Source organism: Clostridium sp. (genome assembly GCF_050717635.1).
Classification (GTDB): domain Bacteria; phylum Bacillota; class Clostridia; order Clostridiales; family Clostridiaceae; genus Clostridium_AD.
Map to the genome: position 1 here is coordinate 133,746 of NZ_JBOITO010000007.1, position 22,278 is coordinate 156,023.

Sequence of the window (22,278 nt, forward strand, 5' to 3'; positions counted from 1 at the left end):
GTGAGCTTAGTTATTACGTTATCTAACAATCCATAAAAAAAAAGAGGAGGATAATTATGAAAGCACTTAAAGGCAATATAATTTTCACAGCTTCTAGTGAAAAGTTCGAAATCTATGAAAACAGCTATCTTGTAGAGTCTGATGGAGAAGTTATAGGAATATTCAAAGAACTTCCAATCCACTTAAAGGGGATTGAAGTTAATAATTTTGGTGATTCACTAATAATTCCTGGATTCGTAGATATGCACATGCATGCTCCACAGTTTCAGAATATGGGCCTTGGCTTAGATGAGGAACTGCTGCAATGGCTTAATAAGTATACGTTTCCAGAAGAAGCTAAATATAGCAATGAAGAATACGCAAAGAGGCTTTATACAAATCTTGCAAAGGAGTTGTGGCGAAATGGAACCACTCGCGTTGTACTTTTCTCTACAATTCACAGAAATGGGACTGAAGTTCTAATGGACGTCTTTAATAGGGCGGGTATTGGGGCTTACGTTGGAAAGGTTAATATGGATAGAAATTCGCCGGATTTTTATGTAGAGTCAACTGAGGAATCGCTATCATCTACGGAAGAATGGATATTGGCTACGAAGGACAAATACAATCTTGTAAAGCCTATAATAACTCCAAGGTTCGTTCCATCATGTTCAGTAAAACTAATGAAGGGTCTTGCCAAGCTTTCTGAAAAGTATAATCTTAGAGTGCAAAGTCATCTTTCTGAGAATGACGGCGAGGTCCAATGGGTGAAAGAACTTCATCCAGAATTTGAATCATACGCAGACGTATATGAGGGAATGAATCTTTTGACTGAAAATACGATTATGGCTCATGCAGTACACAATACACCAGAAGAGATAGCACTACTAGCAAAAAGGAATGTTTTCATTGCACACTGCCCAAATGCTAATTACAATTTGTCATCAGGCATAATGTCAGCAAGGAAATTCATTGATGCTGGAATTAGGGTTGGACTTGGAACAGATATAGGTGCAGGTCATGAGATAGGTATATATAAGGTAATGAACCGTGCAGTTCAAGCGTCGAAGATAAATTGGCTTAATAGTGGAAAGGTTGAAAGGTGCCTTACAATGTCAGAAGCTTTCTATATGGGAACAAAAGGGGGCGGAGAATTCTTTGGCAAGGTGGGATCTTTCGAGGAGGGATATTCACTAGATGCTATTGTAATAGATGATGAAAATCTTGGTGACAGGGATTTCAGAAGCGTTGAGGAGCGACTCCAGAGATTCATATACTGCGGAGATGACAGAAATATAACAAAACGGTATGTTGCTGGAAAACTGCTTTCTGAGCCAATGTGATATTATGTACTTGTTGAAGGCATAAAGGAGATGAGAAAATGGATATAAAGAAGGTTACAGTAATTTACTTTTCACCTAATGGTGGTACTAAAAAAATAGTAAATAAGGTCGCAGAAGGTATTGGAAGATATGCTGTGGAGGAAATTGATTTAACCTCATTAGAATCAAGAAATAAAAAAAGGAAATTTAGAAGGGATGAATTAGTTGTAATAGGTTTTCCAGTATATGTTGATAGATTACCAGTGATTTGTAATGAAATATTTAAAAATATTGAAGGAAATAGTACCCCTACTATTGCAATAGTAAGCTATGGTAATAGAGATTATGGGGATGCATTATTAGAATTAACAGAAGGTTTAAAAAAATCAAATATGAAGGTTATTTCTGGAGCTGCAATCATTGGAGAGCATTGTCAAAATAATAATATTGCTACTAATAGGCCTGATAGTGAAGATAATGTAAAGATATTAGAATATGCAAATAAAATAAAAGATAAAATAAGAGATATTGTACAAATAGAAGAAACGGAAGATGTTTTTGTAAAAGGAAGCTATCCTTATAAGCCTTTAGTATCTCATATAGCGCCAATAGGAGATTCAAGATGTATACAATGTGGTTTATGTGAGGAAAAATGTCCTGTTAATGCAATAGATACAAAAGATTTTAGACTAACTGATGACAGCAAATGTATTTTCTGCGGAGCTTGTATAAATATATGTCCTACAAATGCAAGAGATATAACAGAAGAGTCCATTAAAAGTTTTATGAAAAAGTTAGAAATAATAGCTAAAGAAAGAAAAGAAATAGAGACTTTCATTTAGAAATAAAGAAAGGAATTGCATAAATGGGGACTAAAAAAAGGAATATAACAATTGCCATAATGGTTGCAATGTTTCTAGGAGCTGTTGAAGGTACCATAATAACCACTGCTATACCAACAATAGCAGGGCTTTCTATGGCGCCAATGTCCATTTCTTGGCTTTTATCTTCTTTTTTCATTGCAAAGGCGATAACTAAGTATGGTGCAAGAATAGTAATTGTAATATCAACAGCTATAGTATTAATAAGTAGTTTGCTTTTGCCTACTTTAGGCATTCACTCACCATTGATTCTAGTAATGATTTATATTTTTGTAATGGGATTTGGGTTTGGAGGTGCTTTTACTACCTTAATTATAGTGGTGCAAGAGTCTGTGGAATGTAACAATAGAGGTGCAGCTACAGCCACAAACTCACTGCTTCGTACTTTAGGTCAGACTGTTACAGTTAGCGTTTTTGGAACAATATTTAATTTAAACATAGTGAAATATTTTAATGATTTAGGAATTGTGGGAATTAAGCCTAATGACTTATATTCTGCACATAATTTAAATGCTACAATATCACTAGAGCAGATAAAACTTTCTTTAAGTTCTGGTTTGAAGGTTGTATTTATTTCTATGGTAATAATCAGTGTTCTTTGTTTTATATTATCTTTCATACTCCCTAAAGACATAAATACAAATGTTTTATTCAGTAAGAATAAACATATACAGGCTTAAAAAAATTGCTATGAAAAGAGGCTGCGAATGCAGGTTAATAAGATAATTGATTTTTTAGAAACAGATACCATAAGTGTTACTTTTTCATGCTACTTCTAAAATTAGTGTAGGAGATGTTTGCACATATAAGGGATTGGCTGAGATATTAGGGAAATCAGGAGCAGCACAAGCTGTTGGTAGTGCAGTTGCAAAGAACCCAGTTTCTTATTTTATACCAACTCATAGAGTGTTGCCACAAAAGGGTATAGGAATATGCAGAAGTGGTGCTGGATTTTTAAGAGAGAAGCTCTTGATACTTGAAGGACATGATATTGAGAAGCTTAGGGGTAATTATGTATGTAAAAGAAAAAAGTGTTGTATGGATTAAGGTATTATCTACTCATGTGAAGGAGTAATATATACTGTTTTATTTTTTGTAGGAAAGGAAGTTCAAGATTTTAATAATAATAATTTAAAAGAAATGGAGCTGATTACTCTAATTTTAAAACACTTTCCTAAAGCTACACCAATTTGTTCCCAAACTACGGCACAACAATTAATTGGGTTCGGTTTAGTAAATTCGGTTATTATAAAGAAACCTGGAGAAAAGTTAAATTCTGATGGATGTGAGTTAGAATTCTTTAGTTATCCTTCAGAAATGCATCTTTGAGACGGACTACTAGCTATAGAAAACAAACGTGGAATATTTTTCAGCAGTGACCTTATGATGGATTTTGGAAAAGAAATGGGTACTATTAAGACATCTAATTGGAAAACTGAAGTAAATAATATTCAACCAGAACAGGTGCCTGACCCTAAAAGACGTGCACAGCTACAACAGGCTTTATTAAAATTAAATCCCAAATTTGTAGCTACTGGTCATGGACCATGCATTAAACTATAATTATTAGTGTGTTTATGGGTATAATATGCAATGGTGACTCTAAACTACTCTGGAGTGATGTAGATATGGTTAAAGATTATAATATACCACTTGACATGTGGGCGGCACAAGACCTCAAGAAACTTACTAGGAAATTTTATGCAAGAGAAACGCTGCAGGTTGCTAGGGAACTTTTAGGCAAAATACTTGTACATGAAGTTAATGGAATAAAGTTAAGTGGTAAGATAGTAGAAACGGAAGCATACATTGGATCAATAGATAAGGCATGTCATGCTTACGGTGGTAAAATAACTCCTAGACTTACCGCGCTATATGGTAGACCCGGAATTGCATACGTATATTTTATTTATGGGATGTATCATTGTTTTAATGTAATAACAAAAGAAGAAGGCTTTCCAGAAGGGGTCTTAATTAGAGCTATTGAACCAATTAATGGGTTAGAGATAATGTCGAATTTCAGATTTAAGAAAGCTTATAATGAGCTTACGAAAACTCAAATTAAAAACTTAACCTCAGGACCTTCTAAGCTGTGTATAGCCATGAATATAAATAAAGAAAACAACAAGCAAGATTTATGCACAGGCAAACTATATATTGAAGATTCTGTAGAAAAAGAAATAGTTGAAATTATAGAAACTAAGAGAATTGGTATTGATTATGCAGAAGAAGCAAAGGATTTTTTATGGAGATTTTACATAAAGAATAATATTTTTGTATCTGTAAAATAGAGACAATGAATACAACTATGATGGGTATAAGATGTTTGGATTTAGGCAAGAAGAGTCTTTGTATGTCTTATCTATATTATTGACTTTATAATTAGACCATACCTGAAACAATGTTATTGTTTCAGGTATGGTCTAATTAAACACTTAGCAATTATAAATTATACTTCTTTTGAATACATTGGAGATGGGTTTTCAGCAAGTATTATAAAACATGACATATTTTTATCCCCAGTATTTGTTAAGCTAAAGACTTCAGTTCCTTTACAATGTATAACATCACCCTGAATAATTTTATTAATATTTCCGTCTACAACCATTTCACCTTGACCTACAAGTACATGGATAATAAGTATTCTATATTATTAAAGGAAGCAATTAAAAAGAAAACTACATTTTCAAATATAGATTTATTAAATGCAGGTGTAAATGATTTATTAGAGAAATTAAAAAAGTAATTGAATGGAGGATATTAAATGAGTTTTAAAATAAGCGATACCGTAACATGGGTTGGAAAAATTGATTGGGAGCTTCGATCATTCCATGGCCAGGAATACTCTACTCATAAAGGTTCTTCATATAATTCATATTTGATTAAAGATGAAAAGATAGTATTAATGGATACCGTGTGGAGTCCATTCTCTAAAGAATTTATAGCTAATCTAAAAAATGAGGTTGATTTAAGCAAAATTGATTATATAATAATGAATCACTCTGAAAGCGACCATAGTGGTGCACTTACAGATTTAATGAAGGAAATACCTAACACACCGATTTATTGTACAAAAAGTGGTGCTAAAATAATAAAGGGACATTATCATAAGGATTGGAATTTTGTAGAGGTGAAAACTGGAGATACCCTTGATTTAGGTAAGCATAAATTGACATTTATAGAGGCAAAAATGCTTCATTGGCCAGATACTATGTTTACATATATGTCTGGTGAAAACATTCTATTTAGTAATGATGGTTTTGGTCAGCATTATGCCTCAGAGTTTATGTATAATGATAAAGTTGATCAGGCTGAATTATATCAAGAGGCAATAAAATATTATGCAAATATTTTAACCCCATTTAGTAAATTCGTCGTACGCAAAATAGAAGAGATATTAAGCTTTAATTTACCTGTTGATATGATTTGTCCTAGCCATGGGATAATATGGAGATGCAATCCATTGCAAATAGTAAATAAGTATATGGAATGGGCAAAAAATTATCAGGAAAATCAAATCACAATAATTTATGATACAATGTGGAATGATACAAGAAGGATGGCTGAAGCCATATCAGAAGGCATAAAAAGTTCGAATAGTGATATTACAATAAAGATTTTTAATTCATCGAAAAGTGATAAAAATGATATTATTACAGAAGTATTTAAATCGAAAATGGTGCTTGTTGGTTCATCAACAATAAACAAAGGAATATTATCTTCAACAGCTGCAATACTTGAAATGATTAAGGGACTTGATTTTAAAGGAAAGAAAGCAGCAGCCTTTGGTAGTTATGGGTGGAGTGGCGAGTCAACAAAGATAATTACTGAAGATTTAAATAAAGCTGGTTTTGAGGTAATGAATGAAGGAATAAGAGAATTGTGGAATCCAGATGAAGATGGATTAAACAGATGCAGAGATTTTGGAATGAATATTATAGAAAAAATCTAATTATATTTTAAGGAGGTTTATTATGGGAAAGTATGTTTGTACAGTATGTGGTTATATTTATGACCCAGCAGAAGGAGATAGTGATAGTGGGGTGGATCCTGGAACAAAATTTGAGGATATTGATGAAGACTGGGTCTGCCCGTTATGTGGAGTGCCAAAATCAGATTTTGAAAAAGTAGAATAATAAAATTTAATATAGTGGAGGGATATTTTTATGAAATGTTTTGTTGATAAGGATACATGTATAGGATGTGGATTGTGTGCTGAATTATGTCCGGAAATTTTCGATCTGAATGATGATGGATTGGCAGAGGCATCGGAAAATGAAATTGAAGATAAGCTAATGGAAAGCGCTAAGGATGCTGAAGAGCAGTGTCCTGTAAGTGCCATAACAATTGAGTAATAGCATTATTGATAGCACCAGCTGAAGCTGGTGCTATTTTTTAATGCTTTGCCCTATGAATTATCTTGTTATATAAATAAACATCCTTAGCATCAAAATAATCCTCAGTAAATTTATCCAAAGAAAACCAACTTACATCTGTGTTTTCATCTTCCTTAACTATGAGTGTTTCTTCTTCATCTGCTATGAGAACATACGCTATAGAAAGGTGTAAGTGAGCACTTACATATTTGTTTCTTCTTATATGCCCATATACAGGGAAAACATCAATAGATACAATATTTTTTGTAAGCGCTACTGCTGCATTTATACCGGTTTCTTCTTTTGCCTCTTTAATTGCAACGTGTAAAAAGTCTGTATCTCCATCTACATGCCCACCAGTCCAAGCCCAAGTATCTCGTATATTGTGGTGAATCATTAGTGCTTTATCAAGTGTTTTGTTCATTACAAACCCTGAGCTTGTAATATGTGCAAATTCGTTTTCTCTTAGCAAAATGGTATGAGGAAATTTTTTCACATACTCAAGAAATATTTTCTTATCTTGAATTTCTTGTTGGTTTGCAGGAATAAATTCAATAATCTGTTTTATATAATCCATGGATATATCCTCCCTAAGTAAATATGTGTAAGAATATTTATTTTAAATCATCTCAATTAGTTACTATAGTAACTTACTTAAATTATGATTTAGAGTATACTATAGAAAATGGTAAAATGAAAGGAATTTTATAGGAATCTCAAAGAGCACATAGTGAGAAAATTAATAGCATTTATTAAACGATATGATAAAGAAAATATTAATTTAGTGAAAACATAATTAGAGGCAAAAATTTTTTAGATTTTAGGTTAAAAGGTAGTCGTTACCCCTAATGGCTCACTTGAATTTATTTTAATGACCCTAAGTTAAAGTAGAATGATTGGTACATTAACTGAAAGTACATATTATTGCTACAAAATATTACAAAATATCCATTAATAAAAGATGCAATAAGCTCGTTTACATGATAATATGTGAAGACAAAGAGAAAAGCTTACTTTGTGTATTAAAATTAGGAAGGTGAGGTACATAATATGAAGAAGAATTTACGAGCATTAATATTTACTTTAGGTATTTTAGTTACAACAGGAATAAGTTCATCGGTTTACGCCCAAGGTAATACAGCTAATTGCAAAGCTGTGTACGCTCAAGATCTTAATACAATTAATTGTACAGTAAAATCAGGAGACAGTATACAAAAGATATGTGAAAAGTATGGTATTGAAGTTCCAAAAGGATTAACAGCTGCAGAATGTTTAGCTTCCAAATTTGAGGTAACTAATACTTGCAAGACAACATCTGCAAAGGTAACGCCTACGAAGGCAACACCTGCGAAGACAGCACCTGCAAAGACAACACCTGCGAAGACAACACCTGCGAAGGCAGCACCTGCGAAAGCAACGCCTGCGAAGGCAGCACCTGCGAAAGCAACGCCTGCGAAGGCAGCACCTGCGAAAGCAACGCCTGCGAAGGCAGCACCTGCAAAAGCAACACCAGCAAAAGCAACACCTGCGAAGGCAGCACCTGAAAAGGCAACAACAGCAACAAAATTAACTGGGAATAACAAATTAGAACAAGAAGTAGCTACACTAGTTAATCAAGAAAGAGCAAAACTAGGACTAGCTCCATTAAAGCTTAATTTGGAGCTCTCAAATGTAGCTAGATTTAAGTCAGAGGATATGAGAGATAAAAACTACTTTTCGCATACGTCACCAACTTATGGATCACCTTTTGACATGATGAAAAGCTTTGGAATAAAATATACGGCAGCTGGTGAGAACATTGCAATGGGTCAGCCAACTGCATCAGAAGTAATGAAAGCATGGATGAATTCTCCGGGACACAAAGCTAATATTTTAAGTGAAAATTTTACTGAAATAGGGGTTGGAGTAGCAAAAGATGAAAACGGAGCTATTTATTGGACTCAACAATTTATAGGGAAATAAATAATTAATAATTGAATGGATCTACATTTCTAAATATTACATTTAACAATATTTAGAAATGTAGATTTTTTGTTGCGTAAAATATTTTAAACTGACAAGCACACAAATTTTTTATAGGCATTTACATTAACTTCATATTATTTTACAAAATGTATGTTAAATGCATTCTATGATATAATAGGTTACATACAGTAACAAATATAGAATATGAAACCAATTATGTGTATTCTAATCTTAACAATTTAAGAACATAATAAAAAAGAAAGAAGGTTTATAAAAATGGCGGTTAGTTTAAAAAAAGGTCAAAAAGTAGATTTAACAAAGACAAATCCGGGATTAATAAAGGTGCTAGTAGGACTAGGCTGGAGTACAAACAAGTATGACGGCGGGGCAGATTTTGATTTGGATGCAGCGGCATTTTTAACTGGAGAAGATAAAAAAGTAACGTGTGATGCAGATTTTATATTCTACAACAATGCAGAGCACACATCTAAATCAGTTAAACATATGGGGGACAACAAGACTGGAGCAGGAGATGGAGATGACGAACAAATACTCATTGATTTATCTTTAGTACCAGAAGCTATTAAGAAAATTTCATTTACTGTGACAATTAATGAAGCAGAAGAAAGAAGACAAAACTTTGGACAAGTTTCGGATGCTTACATTAGAGTAATGAGCGGAGACGGAGCTACCGAGTTAATTAAATTTGATTTGGGAGAAGACTTTAGTATTGAAACAGCACTAGTAGTTGGAGAACTATATAAAAACGGAGCTGAGTGGAAATTCACTGCATTAGGTAGTGGATTTGAAGGTGGGTTAGGAGCTTTATGTGCTAACTTTGGAGTTAGTGTCTAATGTTTAATGTTATTAAAGAGAATAAAATGTTAAGCTTGTAATAATAAACTTTAACGCGCTTTATAGGGAGGTATATTAATATGGGAGTTAATTTAATAAAAGGCCAAAAGGTAGATTTAACAAAAGGTAACGCAGCATTAAAGGCTTTAATAGTAGGATTGGGTTGGGACAGTAGCAATGGTGGCGACACTATTGATTGTGATGCGTCAGCTTTAATGTTAGGGGAAAACGGAAAATTATCAAATATAAAGAGTATAATATACTTTGGTAACAAGAAAAGCAAGTGTAATAGTGTAGTTCACCAAGGCGACAATCTTACTGGTGAAGGGGATGGTGATGACGAACAAATAGTTATAGACTTAATAAAAGTACCAGAGGATATATCTAAGATAGTTTTCGTTGTTAATATTTACAATTGTGCTTCTAAAAAACAGCATTTTGGAATGATTAAGAATGCTTACATTAGAATAATGGATAAATCAGCTAACAGTGAATTAGTTAAATTTAATCTATCTAATGATTACAACAACATGACATCTTTAATAATGGGCGAAGTTTACAGAAACAAAGGAGAATGGAAGTTTACAGCGGTAGGAGAAGGTTCCACTGCCATTAGCATAACAGAATTATCAGCAAAATATAAATAACAATGAATCTAGAGTGAACACCAGTTGTTGGTAATTATAAGGTAAAATAAAAAAAATACAAGCATATTCATTTGTAGCATATTATTAAAATTAAACCATAAAGAAAAAAATAAAAACCTTACTTATTCGAAACAATAAATATACAAAGAAAAAAATACTTTGTATATTTATATTAAGAAAGTGAGGAAAATAACATGAAAAAAATTCTGAAAGTATTAGTATTAGCTGTAGGTATCCTAGTAATAACAGGAATAAGTTCCATGGTTTACGCCCAAAATTATATTACCTTTAATTATACAACTAAGCCGGGAGATAGTTTATGGAAGATATGTGTTAAGTATGAGGTTGGAATCTCAGAGGTTTTATCTGTAAACCCTCAGATATCTAATCCTAACATTATATATTCTGGTCAAATAGTAAAAGTACCAAACTTGGCTGAAGTAAAAGCATTAGAAAAACAGGTAGTAACATTAGTTAATAAAGAAAGAGCAAAGCAAGGGTTATCTCCCTTAAAGCATAATTGGCAGCTTTCAAGGGTATCTAGATATAAGTCAGAGGATATGAGAGATAAAAACTATTTTTCTCACACATCACCAACTTACTGATGAGTTCTTGGATGAATTCCCAAGGACACAAAGCTAATATTTTAAGTAAAAACTTTACTGAAATAGGAGTAGGAGTAGCAAAAAACAAAAATGGAACTATTTATTGGACTCAACAATTTATAGGAAGATAAATAATTAAATATGAATCTATGTTTCTAAATTTTGAAATTTTGATATTTAGAAACATAGTTTTTTTTAGTAAACGACTTTTATGTGAATTATAATATTCAACTAAAGTTGCCATTAAGTTCATAACTATTATAAGTATTTCATGTTACACTTAAAATATGATATAAGAAAGGATGGTGATGAAATAGTGAGGAGAATTGAGAGACAAATGAATGAGATGGAGGCTCTTGAACTTCTAAAGAATTGTGAATATGGGATACTTTCTACTTGTGGAGAGGGTAATACGCCTTATGGAATACCATTAAGTTATGTGGTTATAGATAAAAACATATATTTTCATTGTGCAAGTGTTGGTACTAAACTAGACAATATTAGAATGAATGATAATGTAAGTTTCACTGTAGTTGGAAAAACAGAGGTTTTACAAGATAAATTTAGTATGAAGTATGAAAGTGTCGTAGCTTTTGGACACGCTATAAAATTAGAAAATCATGAAAAAGATGAACCACTTATGGAGTTTATAAGAAAATATAGTCCGGATTTTATTGAACAAGGGCGATTATATATAGATAGAGATAAAGAAAAAGCTACACTAATTAAAATAGAGATATATAGTTTTACTGGAAAGCATATAGTTTAAAGAATATATATACTTAATTAAAAATTAGTTGAGGTAATTATTAAGAGAGGTGAATTCAACATTTGACATAGTGTAATAAAATAGAGAGAGTGATTAAATGAAATTCTTAGAGAACATAGAAGATAGAACTATAAACATTAAAAAAATGGGAATAATGAAAGCTCTTCTTGTAATGATTATAGCAATTCTGTTGGAGTGGTTAGGGCAAGTACCTGGAGAGTTCACAAACTTATTTTCTGGTAAATTTGAAAAAGCATTGCCATATGTTGTTTTTACTTTTGGGGTAATGGTTAAATATTATGTTATTATTGTTTTACTGAAACTTTTTAGTAATAAAGTAAATCATCAAAAATCTAAACAAAATTTAAATGTAATGAGTTTTGTTTATGTATCCCTCTTAGTTATAGGATTTCGTGTGGTATTTGATAACAGTTTGATTTTTTGGGTCAGTAAGATATCTATACCAAATCTTATAAATAAGCCATTTGAAGAACAAGCTATTTCACCAATTTTATTAATACTTAGTCTTGTGGTTATAGCACCTATATATGAAGAGATTGTTTTCAGAGGGATATTATTAAGAGGGATGGCAAACAAAATAAATCCCAATATAGCACTGGTGGTATCTGCATTATTTTTTGCTGTAGTACATTTGAATATTGCACAAGGAATAAATGCATTCTTACTTGGACTAATTACTGGCTTCATATATCTAAAAACGGAGTCAATTTATTTGAGCATATTTGCACATTTTGTGAATAACCTTCTTGCTATTACAGTATCTTCAATGTTTACAGCAATGGAAGGGAAGTATGTAATGTCAATTCATAGGATGTTTTTCATTCTTGGAATTATACTTTTAGTTGTTTTGTATAAGGGATATAAGCAAAATGACGTTACAGATACACCGGTGATTTATAAGGAATTTATAGAAATATAGGTTAATTAGTAAACCCCACCTTATGACAATTAATATTGTTATAGGGTGGGGCTATTTATTTTAAAAAAATATTAGTGGTAATTAAATGTAAGGAAACCTTGAATTACTAAATACATTTTTATATTAAATTGTTAAAATTTAAGATAAATTTAAGGTTGCATTAATCTATTCTTAATAATATTAGTGTACAATAAATGTATAAATAAGGTTAAATTAGATGGGAGTGACTATAATGCCTACGATAAATATGCTTTCTTCAGCAGACAAAGTTAAAGGTCAAGGAGTAGGATCTGCTTACCTGGAGCAGGTAAATTTAGTTCAAAACGGATTAGATAAAGAATATAAAGTTATAATAAATAAAAGAGTACGAGCCGATATAATGCATTATCATACTATTGATTTAAAACATTACTTAAGTATACCTTTTGCCAAAAAAAAAGGTGTAGCAGTGGGCTATGTGCACTTTTTACCGGAAACAATTGAAGGAAGTATCAAATTACCTAAGCTTATAGAAAAAATTTTTTATAAATATATTATTAGTTTTTATAACAGTATGGATTATCTAGTTACGGTAAATCCTAATTTTATAACTAAGCTTGAAGCTTATAATATTGATAGAAAAAAGATAACATATATTCCGAATTTTGTTTCAGAAGAAAAATTTTATAATCTTTCAATTGAGGATAAGTATATAGCTAAGAAAAAATTGAAAATTGCAAAGGAAGCCTTTGTTGTACTTGGTGTAGGTCAAATACAAACTCGAAAAGGTGTAATGGATTTTATTGATATTGCAAAAAAAATGCCTGAGGTTCAATTTGTTTGGGCAGGTGGATTTTCTTTTGGGAATATAACAGACGGATATAAGGAATTAAAGCATGAAATAGAAAAGGCACCAAAAAATATTTTATTTACAGGAATAGTTGAAAGAGATTTGATGAATGATATATATAATGTATCAAATGTTCTCTTTATGCCATCTTACAATGAACTTTTTCCTATGTCGATTCTTGAGGCCATGAATACTTACACGCCAATATTGCTAAGAGATTTAGAGCTATATGAGGATATATTATTTGATTATTACTTAAAGGAACATGATAATGAAGGGTTTACTCGGGCTATAGAAAAATTAAAAAATGATTCTGTTTATTATAAACAGGCTGAAGAAAAAGCTATAAGAGGGCACAATTTTTATTCAAGAGAGAATGTACTTACTATGTGGAAAAAATTTTATAAAAAGGTGAGTGCCGTAAAAGGTAGGTAATAGCTAATGAATAAAAAATATAAATTTAATTTAATATTGGGGATTTCTTCTGGAGTTATATTTATTTTACTGATTATTTTCACAAATGGTTGGATGGATTTAATTCATCAAATGAAGAATTTGAAAATTCTATGGCTAATGGTAGCAGCATTTTCCATGCTTTTTTACTGGGGTTTTGAGGCTAAAACCTTGCAAAGTGTTATATTTCTAATAAAAAAAGATTATAAATTTAAAGAGGCATTTAAAGTAACTATGACAGGACAATATTTTAACTCAATCACTCCATTTGCATCCGGGGGTCAACCAATGCAGTTATATACACTAACAAAACAGGAATTAGGATTTGGAAGCGCTGGGTCAGCCCTTATGATTAAGTTTATCATATACCAAACAATATTAACTATATATTCTTTAATTCTTATATTATGGAAAGCTACATTTTTTAAAAGTAAAATGAGTAACTTATTTTATTTAATAGCAATAGGATTTACGATTAATGCTAGCGTAATTGTATGTTTAATTATATTTTCAAAACATCGTAAATTAACTCATAAAATAATAATGAAATTATCAAAAATATTAACTAAACTTAAATTGGTAAAGGATATAGCGAAGATGGAAACACGTATCAATGACAATTTAGAAAAGTTTCATGATAATATGGAGATAGTTAAACATAGCAAAGTATTGATGTTAAAAGCTGTTATTTATACAATATGTCAACTGACAATATATTTTACTATCCCTTATTTTATTTATCGTAGTTTTGGAATGAGCGGTGCTAGCGTAGGTAGTATGATAGCAGGAACAGCTTTTGTAATCATGCTAACAGCATTTATACCATTGCCTGGAGCTATTGGTGGAGCAGAGGGAGCCTTCTTCATGTTTTTCACTTTGTTTTTTTTACATAATAATATAATGGCAGCTATATTATTATGGAGGATAATTACATTTTATTCCTGTATAATATTTGGGTTTTATGCTGTTATGAAGGATTGAATAAGAAAATTATAGTATTTAAAGGGGAATGATTATGAATATTGGAATTTTTACTGATGCTTATTATCCACAAGTAAGTGGAGTAGTTACTTCTACTATGATATTAAAAAATGAGTTAAGTAAACTTGGACATAGTGTAACAATTATCACAGTTACACATCCAGATGGAGAGGAGCAAGAAGGTGTTATTAGATTGCCTAGTATACCATTTTTCCTTTTGCCATCTCAAAGAGTTGGGATGATATATTCACGTAAAATAATGAATAAAATAAAAAAATTAGACTTAGACATAATACATACACAAACGGAATTTAGTATAGGTCTATTTGGAAGAATAGTTGCTAAAAAATTGGATATCCCTGTAGTTCACACGTACCATACTATGTATGAGGATTATATTCATTACGTATCCCGCGGTATAATGCTTAAGCCAGCTTCTGAATTTGCTAAAAAAGTAAGTAAATTATATTGTAGAGATTGTAGTGCTATAATAGTACCCACATTAAAGGTTAAAGATGCGTTGCAGAATTATGGTTTAGAAAGACATATAGATGTTATACCTACTGGGGTTAATATTGAACCCTTCCAGAAAGAAAATTATGATGAAGAGCTTATCAAAGAGGAAAAGAAATCTTTTGGAATAAATGAAGATGGGCCAGTTGTATTATTTATTGGACGATTAGCAAAAGAAAAAAGCGTAGATATAATTATAAAGAGCATGAAAGATCTAATTTGCAAAATACCCAACTGTAAACTTCTAATTGTAGGTGATGGACCAGAACGTGAAAATTTAGAAACTTTAACTAAAGAGCTTGGCATTGATAAATCTGTAGTGTTTATTGGTGAAAGGCCTTACTCGGAAATTGGAAAGTATTATCAGATGGGAGACGTATTTGTAGGTGCATCTCTGACTGAAACACAAGGATTAACCTTTGCAGAGGCTATGGCTGCACAAATACCAGTAGTGGCTAAGTACGATAAAAATTTAGATGGGGCAATTAGGGACAAATATAACGGAAGATTTTTTTATAAAGATGAAAATTTAACTGAAATATTATTTCAAACTTTAATGGATAAAGAGGGATCAAGCATAATGGTTAAGAATGCTTATAGTGGAATAGGACCCTTGTCATCTACCTGCTTTGGCGAAAATGTTGAGAAGGTCTATATGGAAGTTGAGAAACAAACTTATATGTTACAAAATCAAAAGGTAACCTAATTAAATAAAGGTTGGCAATATATCCTTTTTTATAATATAATAGACTAAATAGATGAAACCAAAGAGGTTTTTTGAGTGAATATTTAAAAGACCAATTTAGTATGAGGGGATGTAGCTCAGTTGGGAGAGTACTTGGATGGCATTTCAGCGTTCAATTTGAAAAAGTGGCATGTTAGAATGGAATTAAAGCCTTGATTTATAAGGGTTTGGAGCTGATTTAGCTTTAATAATAGAGTAGCCAAAATTTGGTGTCTAACCTTGCATTTTGGTGCCTTTTACTGCCTATTCGGGTATGTTGGCTATGGTTTGGCTATATAGATTTTATGAGAATATGAGACTTTTATTTATTTAAATATAGTTAAATATGAGGCTGTAAAAATTAAGATGAAAAGTGGAATAGTCTACATGTTATGTGTTAAAACACTTAAAAAACTTGGAAACTATATTAAAATAAATTGCTTAATGAAGATAATACCTAAAATATATAGGAAAATTAAAAACCGTTGATACTCTAAATATGAGTGGGACGGTTTTTATTTTTGCGTCAAGATGATACAAGAAGGTGATCATATAATAAAATAGGACGACGCTACGCCTTGGTTATGGTAACATTTGGTGATTAATTAAAGGAATTGTAAAATAAAAGGAGAATTAATAAAATAGTAGTTAAGTTTTAAACTAGAGATGTGAACCTAATTTATTGGAGGTGGGAGTAAAATCAATTTTCATATTTTATACCACAATTTAGTTGATACAATCAGCAAATATACTATAGTTAGTGTTAAAGGAAAGGAGCTATGTTATGAGTGATTTTACATATTCTTTACCATTTACAAATAAAAAATTAATGGATGGGATAATTTACACTTTAAAAGAAAAAGACAAGTATGATATCGCAAATTTATTAAAGAGTGCAAGTGTAGAAATTTCAGCAGATGGTTATTCCTTTTATGTTGGAGGTTGGGGTAGGAGTAATGCTATGGCAGCATTTGTGACATTTCATGTTAATCCAGCGCATAAGAAATTTTTGGATACTGAAGAAACTAAAAATATATTAAATAGTATTTGTACTGAGTTAATCCCGTCAAATGTTGGCTATGATATAAAGAGTGCTACTATTACACTGGATTTAACTAAAGACTTTGATTTGGAAGATGATTTATTATTAGATTTAGAAAAAAACATTAATTCTATATCTTATAAAGTTGTTAATGAACTTTTACCAGAAGATATAAGAGTAAAGGGTTATCATATGGCTGAAGTATATACATACTTATATGCTGTTGAAAATTCACTAAGATTATTTATAGAGAAAGTATGTAAGGCAACACATGGGGAGGTTTACTTTCAGAAGATTGTAGTACCGAAAGCATTGCAGAATACACTTCAAACAAGGAAGTTGAATGCAGAAAGTAGAAAATGGTTAAGTGTTAGAGGCAATGAATTATTTTATTTGGATTTCAAAGATTTGGGAAATTTAATAGATAACAATTGGGACCTGTTTAAGGATTATTTTCCTAATAGAGAATTTGTTATACCAAAATTAAGTGAAATGGCAGACTGTAGAAACCTTATTGCTCATAATAGCTACATTGAAGATACTGAGAGGAATTTAATAAAAACATATTATAATGTAATATTGAAACAAATTTCAATTGCATATAAGTAGTTTTAAAATAAGAAGCTAGCATTATATTAGGACATTAATTATGTGAATTAGGTTTAATTTGTTATTGCCTATACTGATGAACGGTCAAGTTGGCTTTAAAGAATAAATAGTTCTTTATATAATTATATCCTAATATTTAGAAATTATTAATTTTTAACATTAATAATCTAAAATTGTACGAGACAAGTTAATGAAACATGTATATTTAAAATAAATTCATTTATATCCCTTTATATATGCTACTTCCCATCATCAACTGCTAAGTACACTATATAATTATAAAATGATAGAAAAGCTGGGTTAAATAAAATATATGTACTCCCTAATGAATGCATAAGCAGATTGTTGTAAGAGAAAAAACATCAAAAATATGAGATCCATAGTAGGTAATTGCAGAAAACGAAAGGATGCAAGAAATTAAGAAAGACCTACTGGAATATATTGAGAATAGCAAGGGTTAACAGAAGATGCTCGTGGAAACAGTATCTTTTTTTTAGTTGACAACCTGATTTTAACAAAACAGTACAAAACATAGAATTTATATTGACACGCGGAGATTTATAGTATAAAATAATATCAAGACAGTTGATTTGAACAAAACAGTAACAAGGAGGGTGATTCATAGTGAATTTCATTAAAGAATTTACCGCAACATTAGCTAGGCCGAAACCGGGAGCAAGGTTTATCGAAGGGAATAAACTAATACATGATTTAAAGGAGGCGGTTCAGAAAACAAACGAAGAATGGGCTGGGGACAGAATGCTTGAAATACTGGGATTTGACGGCATATCAGTAAAAATGAGGTATAGCTCTCTCGACAAAATCAATGGTAGTAGGACAATATCAAAGTACCTTCAAAGTGTATCAAGGAAGTTGGCCCACGAAATGGGATGGAACGAAGAAGTGACGAGGGTTAAGGGGCGGATTTTTACATTAACGATGGAAGAAGAGGCTGACAATAGTATTGAAACAAACAAGGTAGAGCTGCAAAATGTTATTAAAGCTGTAGATATAGGAGAATTTGAGAAGCCAGGTGTTTATGAGCTTCTGGAGCAAATATTGAAGCATGTTAAGAGCATGGATGAGAAATTGGAGGGGAAAATATGAAATTAAGACGACCATTTAGATATTTCCAGAAATTCACAGTGACACTTAACAAACCCAAAAGTAGTAATGCGTTTACAGAAACAGATGAATTTATACAGGATTTAGAGCAGGAATTAGCAGCGGCAAACAGGCGATGGAGAGGTGACAGGGAAATGGAAATAATGACAGTCCATGGGGACAAGTTAGAGCTTGAATATAGTACAGTTGATCTTGATGTATCAGATTTAAGCTTATCAAGATATGTCGGTGGAATATCAAAGAAACTATACGGAAATAGAAGATGGGACAGAAGAGTTTGTCAGAAGGCAAATGCAGTTTTCCATGTGAATAGGGTATAAGTAAATGAAAATAATACAAAAGGCTTGAGAAATAATTCTTCAGTCTTTTGTATTATTTATTAATCAAGCTGGTTGATAAAAGTAAAACGTGGAGAATAAATCTAATAACTAAAAGAGAACAAGATGGACTTGCAGTATATAATATGCTAAAATTTAGGTAAACATTGCATCGTTCGACAATAAAGGGGGGGCCGGTTATGAACAAAGATTATAAAAAGATACTATGGGAAACAGATAAAGCTGCTGGTACTATTAAAGTAAGCAATAAAAGTATTAAATATGAAATTGAACAATCATTTTCATTCAAATTAACAAGATATAAAAATAAAAAATATGAAGAAAGTTTACGCATTGAATGTTTTTATAATGATGGTAAAAATGGTGTAGTTGATACATTCATTTATAGACTCGATAAAGATTTGAAAGACTTTATGAAGTATGGAGTTGCATTCAGCGAGCTTGTATACAAAGATTTTCAAAAGGAAATTGAGAAGGCTTATATGTATTTAGAAGCAACTGATCCAGTTGAAGATGAAAATGCACCCAAAATGGTTGATGATAAAATTATGGAGGGTACGGAAGGCATACTATCAATGATTGGTTCAGTTATTACAGAGTTTCATACAAAAGATGAATATTATCATATACCTGTTGAAGAATTTAATATGCTAATTAATGAAAGTGACTTCAAAATTTATGATTTAGTTAAGATTAAAGAATGGCTTAGTAAAAAAAAGTTCCTCAAATGTGTTAAAGGCAGGACTACTAATATAGTAAGGCTTAAACCAACTGAAAAACCAATTAGAGTAATTAGCATTAACGTATCTGAAATTGAGAAATACATACCAAATAAGTCTGAAGATATAGAAAAAGAAAGAGTGCAGGTAGTAAAATGAGTAGTAAGACGCTTTCTATAATTCCTTATTACGGAGGAAAAGCGAGGATGTCTTCTCTAATAGCATCTTTATTGGATTATGATGACAGTGATATTTATGTAGAACCCTTCGGTGGCGGGTGTAGGACATTGTTAAACAAGCCTAGACACAAGGAAGAGGTATACAATGATTATGGAGATGGCATTGTTGCTTTAATGCGTGTTATGTCAGACTCTGAACTTTCTAGAGAGTTAATATATAGGTTGTATGAAACAGAGTACAGTCAAGAAGAATTTAACAGTGCAAAGAAAATATATGATATATGCAATACTGATTTTGATGAATATAGTAGGGATAGTTTAGCTGAGGAATTAAAAGGGTTACTTGTAGAATATAAGATTATGCAAGCAACAGATAAGTTAAAGGCTTTTCATTCAATTTTAGACGAATCCGAAAAAGCTGGAAATGAAAAAATAATTAACGAATTATTAGTAAAGATTAAAGATGAGAAAAAAGAAAAAATAGCGTTGTTAGTAGAAAAGGTAAAATATTTATTTGATTCCTATGCAGTAATAAAAGATTTAAAGCAGGAACAAGGTTTAATAGAGCGTACAAGAGATAGGCTGGATGTAAACATATCAGATATGGATTTAGCAGAAGCAACCTATATAGTAATTGAACAAAGTATGGATGCCATGGGTAAAGTCTGGAGTTCGGCGAAATTCAAGTCCACAGCTCAATATAGAAAGAAGCTACTTAAGTTATTTGATGCTGCGGAAAGAATGGAAAATGTAATTATTTATCAGATAGATGCTATGGATTTTTTCAAACATTATTTTGATTCTGATATGCAGAAGAAAGAATTGTCTGAATCTAATAATTGTGATGATATTAAATACAGGGACTCTCTTATGAATAAGTGGATCACTAATCCTAGAGTTATGATCTATGCAGACCCTTCATATATTTCTCCAGACATAGAGTGTGGACTGTTGGAGGACATTGAATGGGAGGACGAAGAAAATTTGTCTAGAGCTATTAAATTAAGAAGGGAAGCTCTATTAAATGAAATAGACGTAATTAACAAGAAAATAAATAAACTTGAAGTAGAAAATAAGAAAAAAGAAATTAAAAAATTAAAAAAAGAGATTGTAATAGCTAAAAAGAAACTGAGAAATAAGGGTTTCGATAACGCTAACTTAGGTAAGGTTTATCCTATGTCTTTTGAATATGAAAACCATGAGAGCTTTCTAAGATGCATATGTGATGCCAAGTGTAAAATATTAGTATCTAACTATGATTTGTTATTGTATAAAAAATATCTTTCAGAGGATAGAGGCTGGCGACGTTTAGAATTTGCAACTACAACTGGTGTCGGAAGCAAGGAAAATAACGAGAGGATAGAAGTTCTTTGGTATAACTATTGACATCGGATTTAAAATAATATATAGTGATAAAAATACCATAAAATGGTTGTAACCGCGTAACCAATGTATCCGGTGTAACCATATACTGTTTTTTATAAAACTGATAAAATATTATATCTATATTGAAAATATGTAATAAGCTTCTAATTAAATTAGGTTTGTTTTTTGCGTTTAAATATTTGATAGCGTTCATCATTCTAAAACTACAATTATTATTCATGATTTATTACTAAGTTATGAAAATACATATGTAACTATAAATTTTTATAAAATAATGCCATTAAATAAACATATAGATTAGTAATTAAAATAGTAACTGGAAAAACTATAGACAGATAACTACATAATAATATATACCTAGTAGGTTAAAGGTAAAACATTCCCAACCATTGATTTTTAAATGGGTAGACTGAAGATGATAGGCACTTTTATCATGTATACATAAAGAAGTCAGTGGGTTAGGTTATCGGATTGAAACGGGCAGAACTGTAGATTTTGGATGATTAAGTGATGGCATTTCGCTGTGTTACAATTACACCTATTTATTTTTAATAAGTGAATAGTAGCAAATGAGAGCGTGTAAAGTTGGGGGTTAACAAACTGATACAAAATAGGGTTTAATAGGTTTATGTGGCTTTCAAGGTAAACTTCTATTTTAAATAGCATACATATATTGAGTATGATCAATATCATTATGTGACACAGTGATAACATGGCTTAAAAATTTGATGCAAAAGCAGTTTTTAGATATAACATAAAGGGGTTTATAAGTAAACAAGTACAATGAGTTACAAACAAAGTAAGAAAGGGTAACATACCCAGTAGGAATGGCATAAACAAAGTAAGAAAATTTTAAGGTAATTAACAGGTGATTTGGGACACTTGTAAGGAAATAAAGAGTGAAAAATATACAAGGCTTTAATAAGGAATACAAATGGAGAATAGTTGTCTAGCATAAAATGTTTAAATAGGTTTTACATTTGAAGCAAAACAGCATTAAATAGTGATTAATTGAGTGCAATTAGAAAAAAGATGTACAAG

The 22,278-nt window shown here is 31.2% G+C and carries 25 protein-coding genes and 2 pseudogenes; 24 read left to right on the plus strand and 3 right to left on the minus strand.

Features of this window, described 5'->3' with window-relative positions:
- Nucleotides 1–56: 56 nt before the first annotated feature.
- The 7 genes from guaD (at nucleotide 57) to ACREWB_RS03940 (ending at nucleotide 4,473) form a co-directional block, all read left to right on the plus strand.
- Nucleotides 57–1,322, plus strand: coding sequence for a guanine deaminase (gene guaD, locus ACREWB_RS03910; RefSeq protein WP_431546174.1), 1,266 nt, complete (start codon nucleotides 57–59; stop codon nucleotides 1,320–1,322).
- A 38-nt stretch (nucleotides 1,323–1,360) separates the two neighbouring features.
- Nucleotides 1,361–2,143, plus strand: a complete 783-nt coding sequence (locus ACREWB_RS03915; protein WP_431546175.1) for an EFR1 family ferrodoxin — start codon at nucleotides 1,361–1,363, stop codon at nucleotides 2,141–2,143.
- A gap of 23 nt (nucleotides 2,144–2,166) precedes the next feature.
- A complete protein-coding gene (locus ACREWB_RS03920) occupies nucleotides 2,167–2,862 on the plus strand; it encodes an MFS transporter (protein ID WP_431546176.1) in 696 nt (231 codons plus the stop codon).
- A gap of 73 nt (nucleotides 2,863–2,935) precedes the next feature.
- Nucleotides 2,936–3,229 carry a methylated-DNA--[protein]-cysteine S-methyltransferase gene (locus ACREWB_RS03925; RefSeq protein WP_431546177.1) on the plus strand — a complete coding sequence of 98 codons (294 nt, stop codon included), beginning with the start codon at nucleotides 2,936–2,938 and terminating at the stop codon, nucleotides 3,227–3,229.
- Between the two features lie 93 nt (nucleotides 3,230–3,322).
- Complete coding sequence (locus tag ACREWB_RS03930; protein ID WP_431546178.1) at nucleotides 3,323–3,511, plus strand: MBL fold metallo-hydrolase; 189 nt, start codon at nucleotides 3,323–3,325, stop codon at nucleotides 3,509–3,511.
- A gap of 54 nt (nucleotides 3,512–3,565) precedes the next feature.
- Entirely contained in the window at nucleotides 3,566–3,745 is a 180-nt protein-coding gene (locus ACREWB_RS03935; RefSeq protein WP_431546179.1) for a hypothetical protein, read from the plus strand.
- 95 nt (nucleotides 3,746–3,840) lie between these two features.
- On the plus strand, nucleotides 3,841–4,473 hold the full coding sequence (locus ACREWB_RS03940) for a DNA-3-methyladenine glycosylase (RefSeq protein WP_431546276.1): 633 nt from the start codon (nucleotides 3,841–3,843) through the stop codon (nucleotides 4,471–4,473).
- A 158-nt stretch (nucleotides 4,474–4,631) separates the two neighbouring features.
- On the opposite strand, the gene ACREWB_RS03945 is transcribed toward ACREWB_RS03940, so the two are convergent.
- On the minus strand, nucleotides 4,632–4,790 hold the full coding sequence (locus ACREWB_RS03945; RefSeq protein WP_431546180.1) for a hypothetical protein: 159 nt from the start codon (nucleotides 4,788–4,790) through the stop codon (nucleotides 4,632–4,634).
- Between the two features lie 156 nt (nucleotides 4,791–4,946).
- Here ACREWB_RS03945 and ACREWB_RS03950 point away from each other — a divergent pair, with 156 nt between their 5' ends.
- Genes ACREWB_RS03950 through ACREWB_RS03960 form a run of 3 tightly spaced genes read left to right on the plus strand, consistent with a single transcriptional unit; the run spans nucleotide 4,947 to nucleotide 6,537 of the window.
- Nucleotides 4,947–6,134, plus strand: a complete 1,188-nt coding sequence (locus ACREWB_RS03950; RefSeq protein ID WP_431546181.1) for an anaerobic nitric oxide reductase flavorubredoxin — start codon at nucleotides 4,947–4,949, stop codon at nucleotides 6,132–6,134.
- 22 nt (nucleotides 6,135–6,156) lie between these two features.
- Complete coding sequence (rd, locus tag ACREWB_RS03955; protein ID WP_431546182.1) at nucleotides 6,157–6,318, plus strand: rubredoxin; 162 nt, start codon at nucleotides 6,157–6,159, stop codon at nucleotides 6,316–6,318.
- Between the two features lie 30 nt (nucleotides 6,319–6,348).
- Entirely contained in the window at nucleotides 6,349–6,537 is a 189-nt protein-coding gene (locus tag ACREWB_RS03960; RefSeq protein WP_431546183.1) for a ferredoxin, read from the plus strand.
- A 40-nt stretch (nucleotides 6,538–6,577) separates the two neighbouring features.
- Here the strand turns inward: ACREWB_RS03960 and ACREWB_RS03965 are convergent, their stop codons facing one another.
- Entirely contained in the window at nucleotides 6,578–7,135 is a 558-nt protein-coding gene (locus ACREWB_RS03965) for an NUDIX hydrolase (RefSeq protein WP_431546184.1), read from the minus strand.
- A 586-nt stretch (nucleotides 7,136–7,721) separates the two neighbouring features.
- Nucleotides 7,722–8,141, minus strand: coding sequence for a pentapeptide repeat-containing protein (locus ACREWB_RS03970; RefSeq protein WP_431546277.1), 420 nt, complete (start codon nucleotides 8,139–8,141; stop codon nucleotides 7,722–7,724).
- Nucleotide 8,142: 1 nt separating this feature from the next.
- Between ACREWB_RS03970 and ACREWB_RS03975 the strand changes: the two are divergent.
- The 14 genes and pseudogenes from ACREWB_RS03975 to ACREWB_RS04040 all read left to right on the plus strand — a co-directional run.
- Nucleotides 8,143–8,520: pseudogene (locus ACREWB_RS03975) on the plus strand (CAP domain-containing protein); the annotation flags it as partial.
- Between the two features lie 279 nt (nucleotides 8,521–8,799).
- Nucleotides 8,800–9,378 carry a TerD family protein gene (locus ACREWB_RS03980; protein ID WP_431546185.1) on the plus strand — a complete coding sequence of 193 codons (579 nt, stop codon included), beginning with the start codon at nucleotides 8,800–8,802 and terminating at the stop codon, nucleotides 9,376–9,378.
- An 80-nt stretch (nucleotides 9,379–9,458) separates the two neighbouring features.
- Nucleotides 9,459–10,025 (plus strand): TerD family protein, encoded by a 567-nt coding sequence (locus tag ACREWB_RS03985; protein WP_431546186.1) that lies wholly within the window; start codon nucleotides 9,459–9,461, stop codon nucleotides 10,023–10,025.
- A 446-nt stretch (nucleotides 10,026–10,471) separates the two neighbouring features.
- Nucleotides 10,472–10,761 (plus strand): annotated as a pseudogene (locus ACREWB_RS03990) (CAP domain-containing protein); the annotation flags it as partial.
- A gap of 206 nt (nucleotides 10,762–10,967) precedes the next feature.
- A complete protein-coding gene (locus ACREWB_RS03995) occupies nucleotides 10,968–11,399 on the plus strand; it encodes a pyridoxamine 5'-phosphate oxidase family protein (protein WP_431546187.1) in 432 nt (143 codons plus the stop codon).
- 97 nt (nucleotides 11,400–11,496) lie between these two features.
- Nucleotides 11,497–12,339: a CPBP family intramembrane glutamic endopeptidase gene (locus tag ACREWB_RS04000; RefSeq protein WP_431546188.1), complete on the plus strand. Its 843-nt coding sequence runs from the start codon at nucleotides 11,497–11,499 to the stop codon at nucleotides 12,337–12,339.
- 232 nt (nucleotides 12,340–12,571) lie between these two features.
- Entirely contained in the window at nucleotides 12,572–13,603 is a 1,032-nt protein-coding gene (locus tag ACREWB_RS04005; RefSeq protein WP_431546189.1) for a glycosyltransferase family 4 protein, read from the plus strand.
- A 6-nt stretch (nucleotides 13,604–13,609) separates the two neighbouring features.
- Entirely contained in the window at nucleotides 13,610–14,602 is a 993-nt protein-coding gene (locus ACREWB_RS04010; protein WP_431546190.1) for a lysylphosphatidylglycerol synthase transmembrane domain-containing protein, read from the plus strand.
- A gap of 34 nt (nucleotides 14,603–14,636) precedes the next feature.
- Nucleotides 14,637–15,821, plus strand: a complete 1,185-nt coding sequence (locus tag ACREWB_RS04015; RefSeq protein ID WP_431546191.1) for a glycosyltransferase family 4 protein — start codon at nucleotides 14,637–14,639, stop codon at nucleotides 15,819–15,821.
- An 802-nt stretch (nucleotides 15,822–16,623) separates the two neighbouring features.
- Nucleotides 16,624–17,490 carry a Swt1 family HEPN domain-containing protein gene (locus ACREWB_RS04020; RefSeq protein WP_431546192.1) on the plus strand — a complete coding sequence of 289 codons (867 nt, stop codon included), beginning with the start codon at nucleotides 16,624–16,626 and terminating at the stop codon, nucleotides 17,488–17,490.
- 624 nt (nucleotides 17,491–18,114) lie between these two features.
- Entirely contained in the window at nucleotides 18,115–18,597 is a 483-nt protein-coding gene (locus tag ACREWB_RS04025; RefSeq protein ID WP_431546193.1) for a hypothetical protein, read from the plus strand.
- Nucleotides 18,594–18,935 (plus strand): hypothetical protein, encoded by a 342-nt coding sequence (locus ACREWB_RS04030; protein ID WP_431546194.1) that lies wholly within the window; start codon nucleotides 18,594–18,596, stop codon nucleotides 18,933–18,935. The genes ACREWB_RS04025 and ACREWB_RS04030 overlap by 4 nt, the downstream gene beginning before the upstream one ends.
- 197 nt (nucleotides 18,936–19,132) lie before the next feature.
- Nucleotides 19,133–19,831 (plus strand): hypothetical protein, encoded by a 699-nt coding sequence (locus ACREWB_RS04035; protein WP_431546195.1) that lies wholly within the window; start codon nucleotides 19,133–19,135, stop codon nucleotides 19,829–19,831.
- Nucleotides 19,828–21,237: a DNA adenine methylase gene (locus ACREWB_RS04040; protein WP_431546196.1), complete on the plus strand. Its 1,410-nt coding sequence runs from the start codon at nucleotides 19,828–19,830 to the stop codon at nucleotides 21,235–21,237. The genes ACREWB_RS04035 and ACREWB_RS04040 overlap by 4 nt, the downstream gene beginning before the upstream one ends.
- The last annotated feature ends 1,041 nt before the right edge of the window (nucleotides 21,238–22,278 follow it).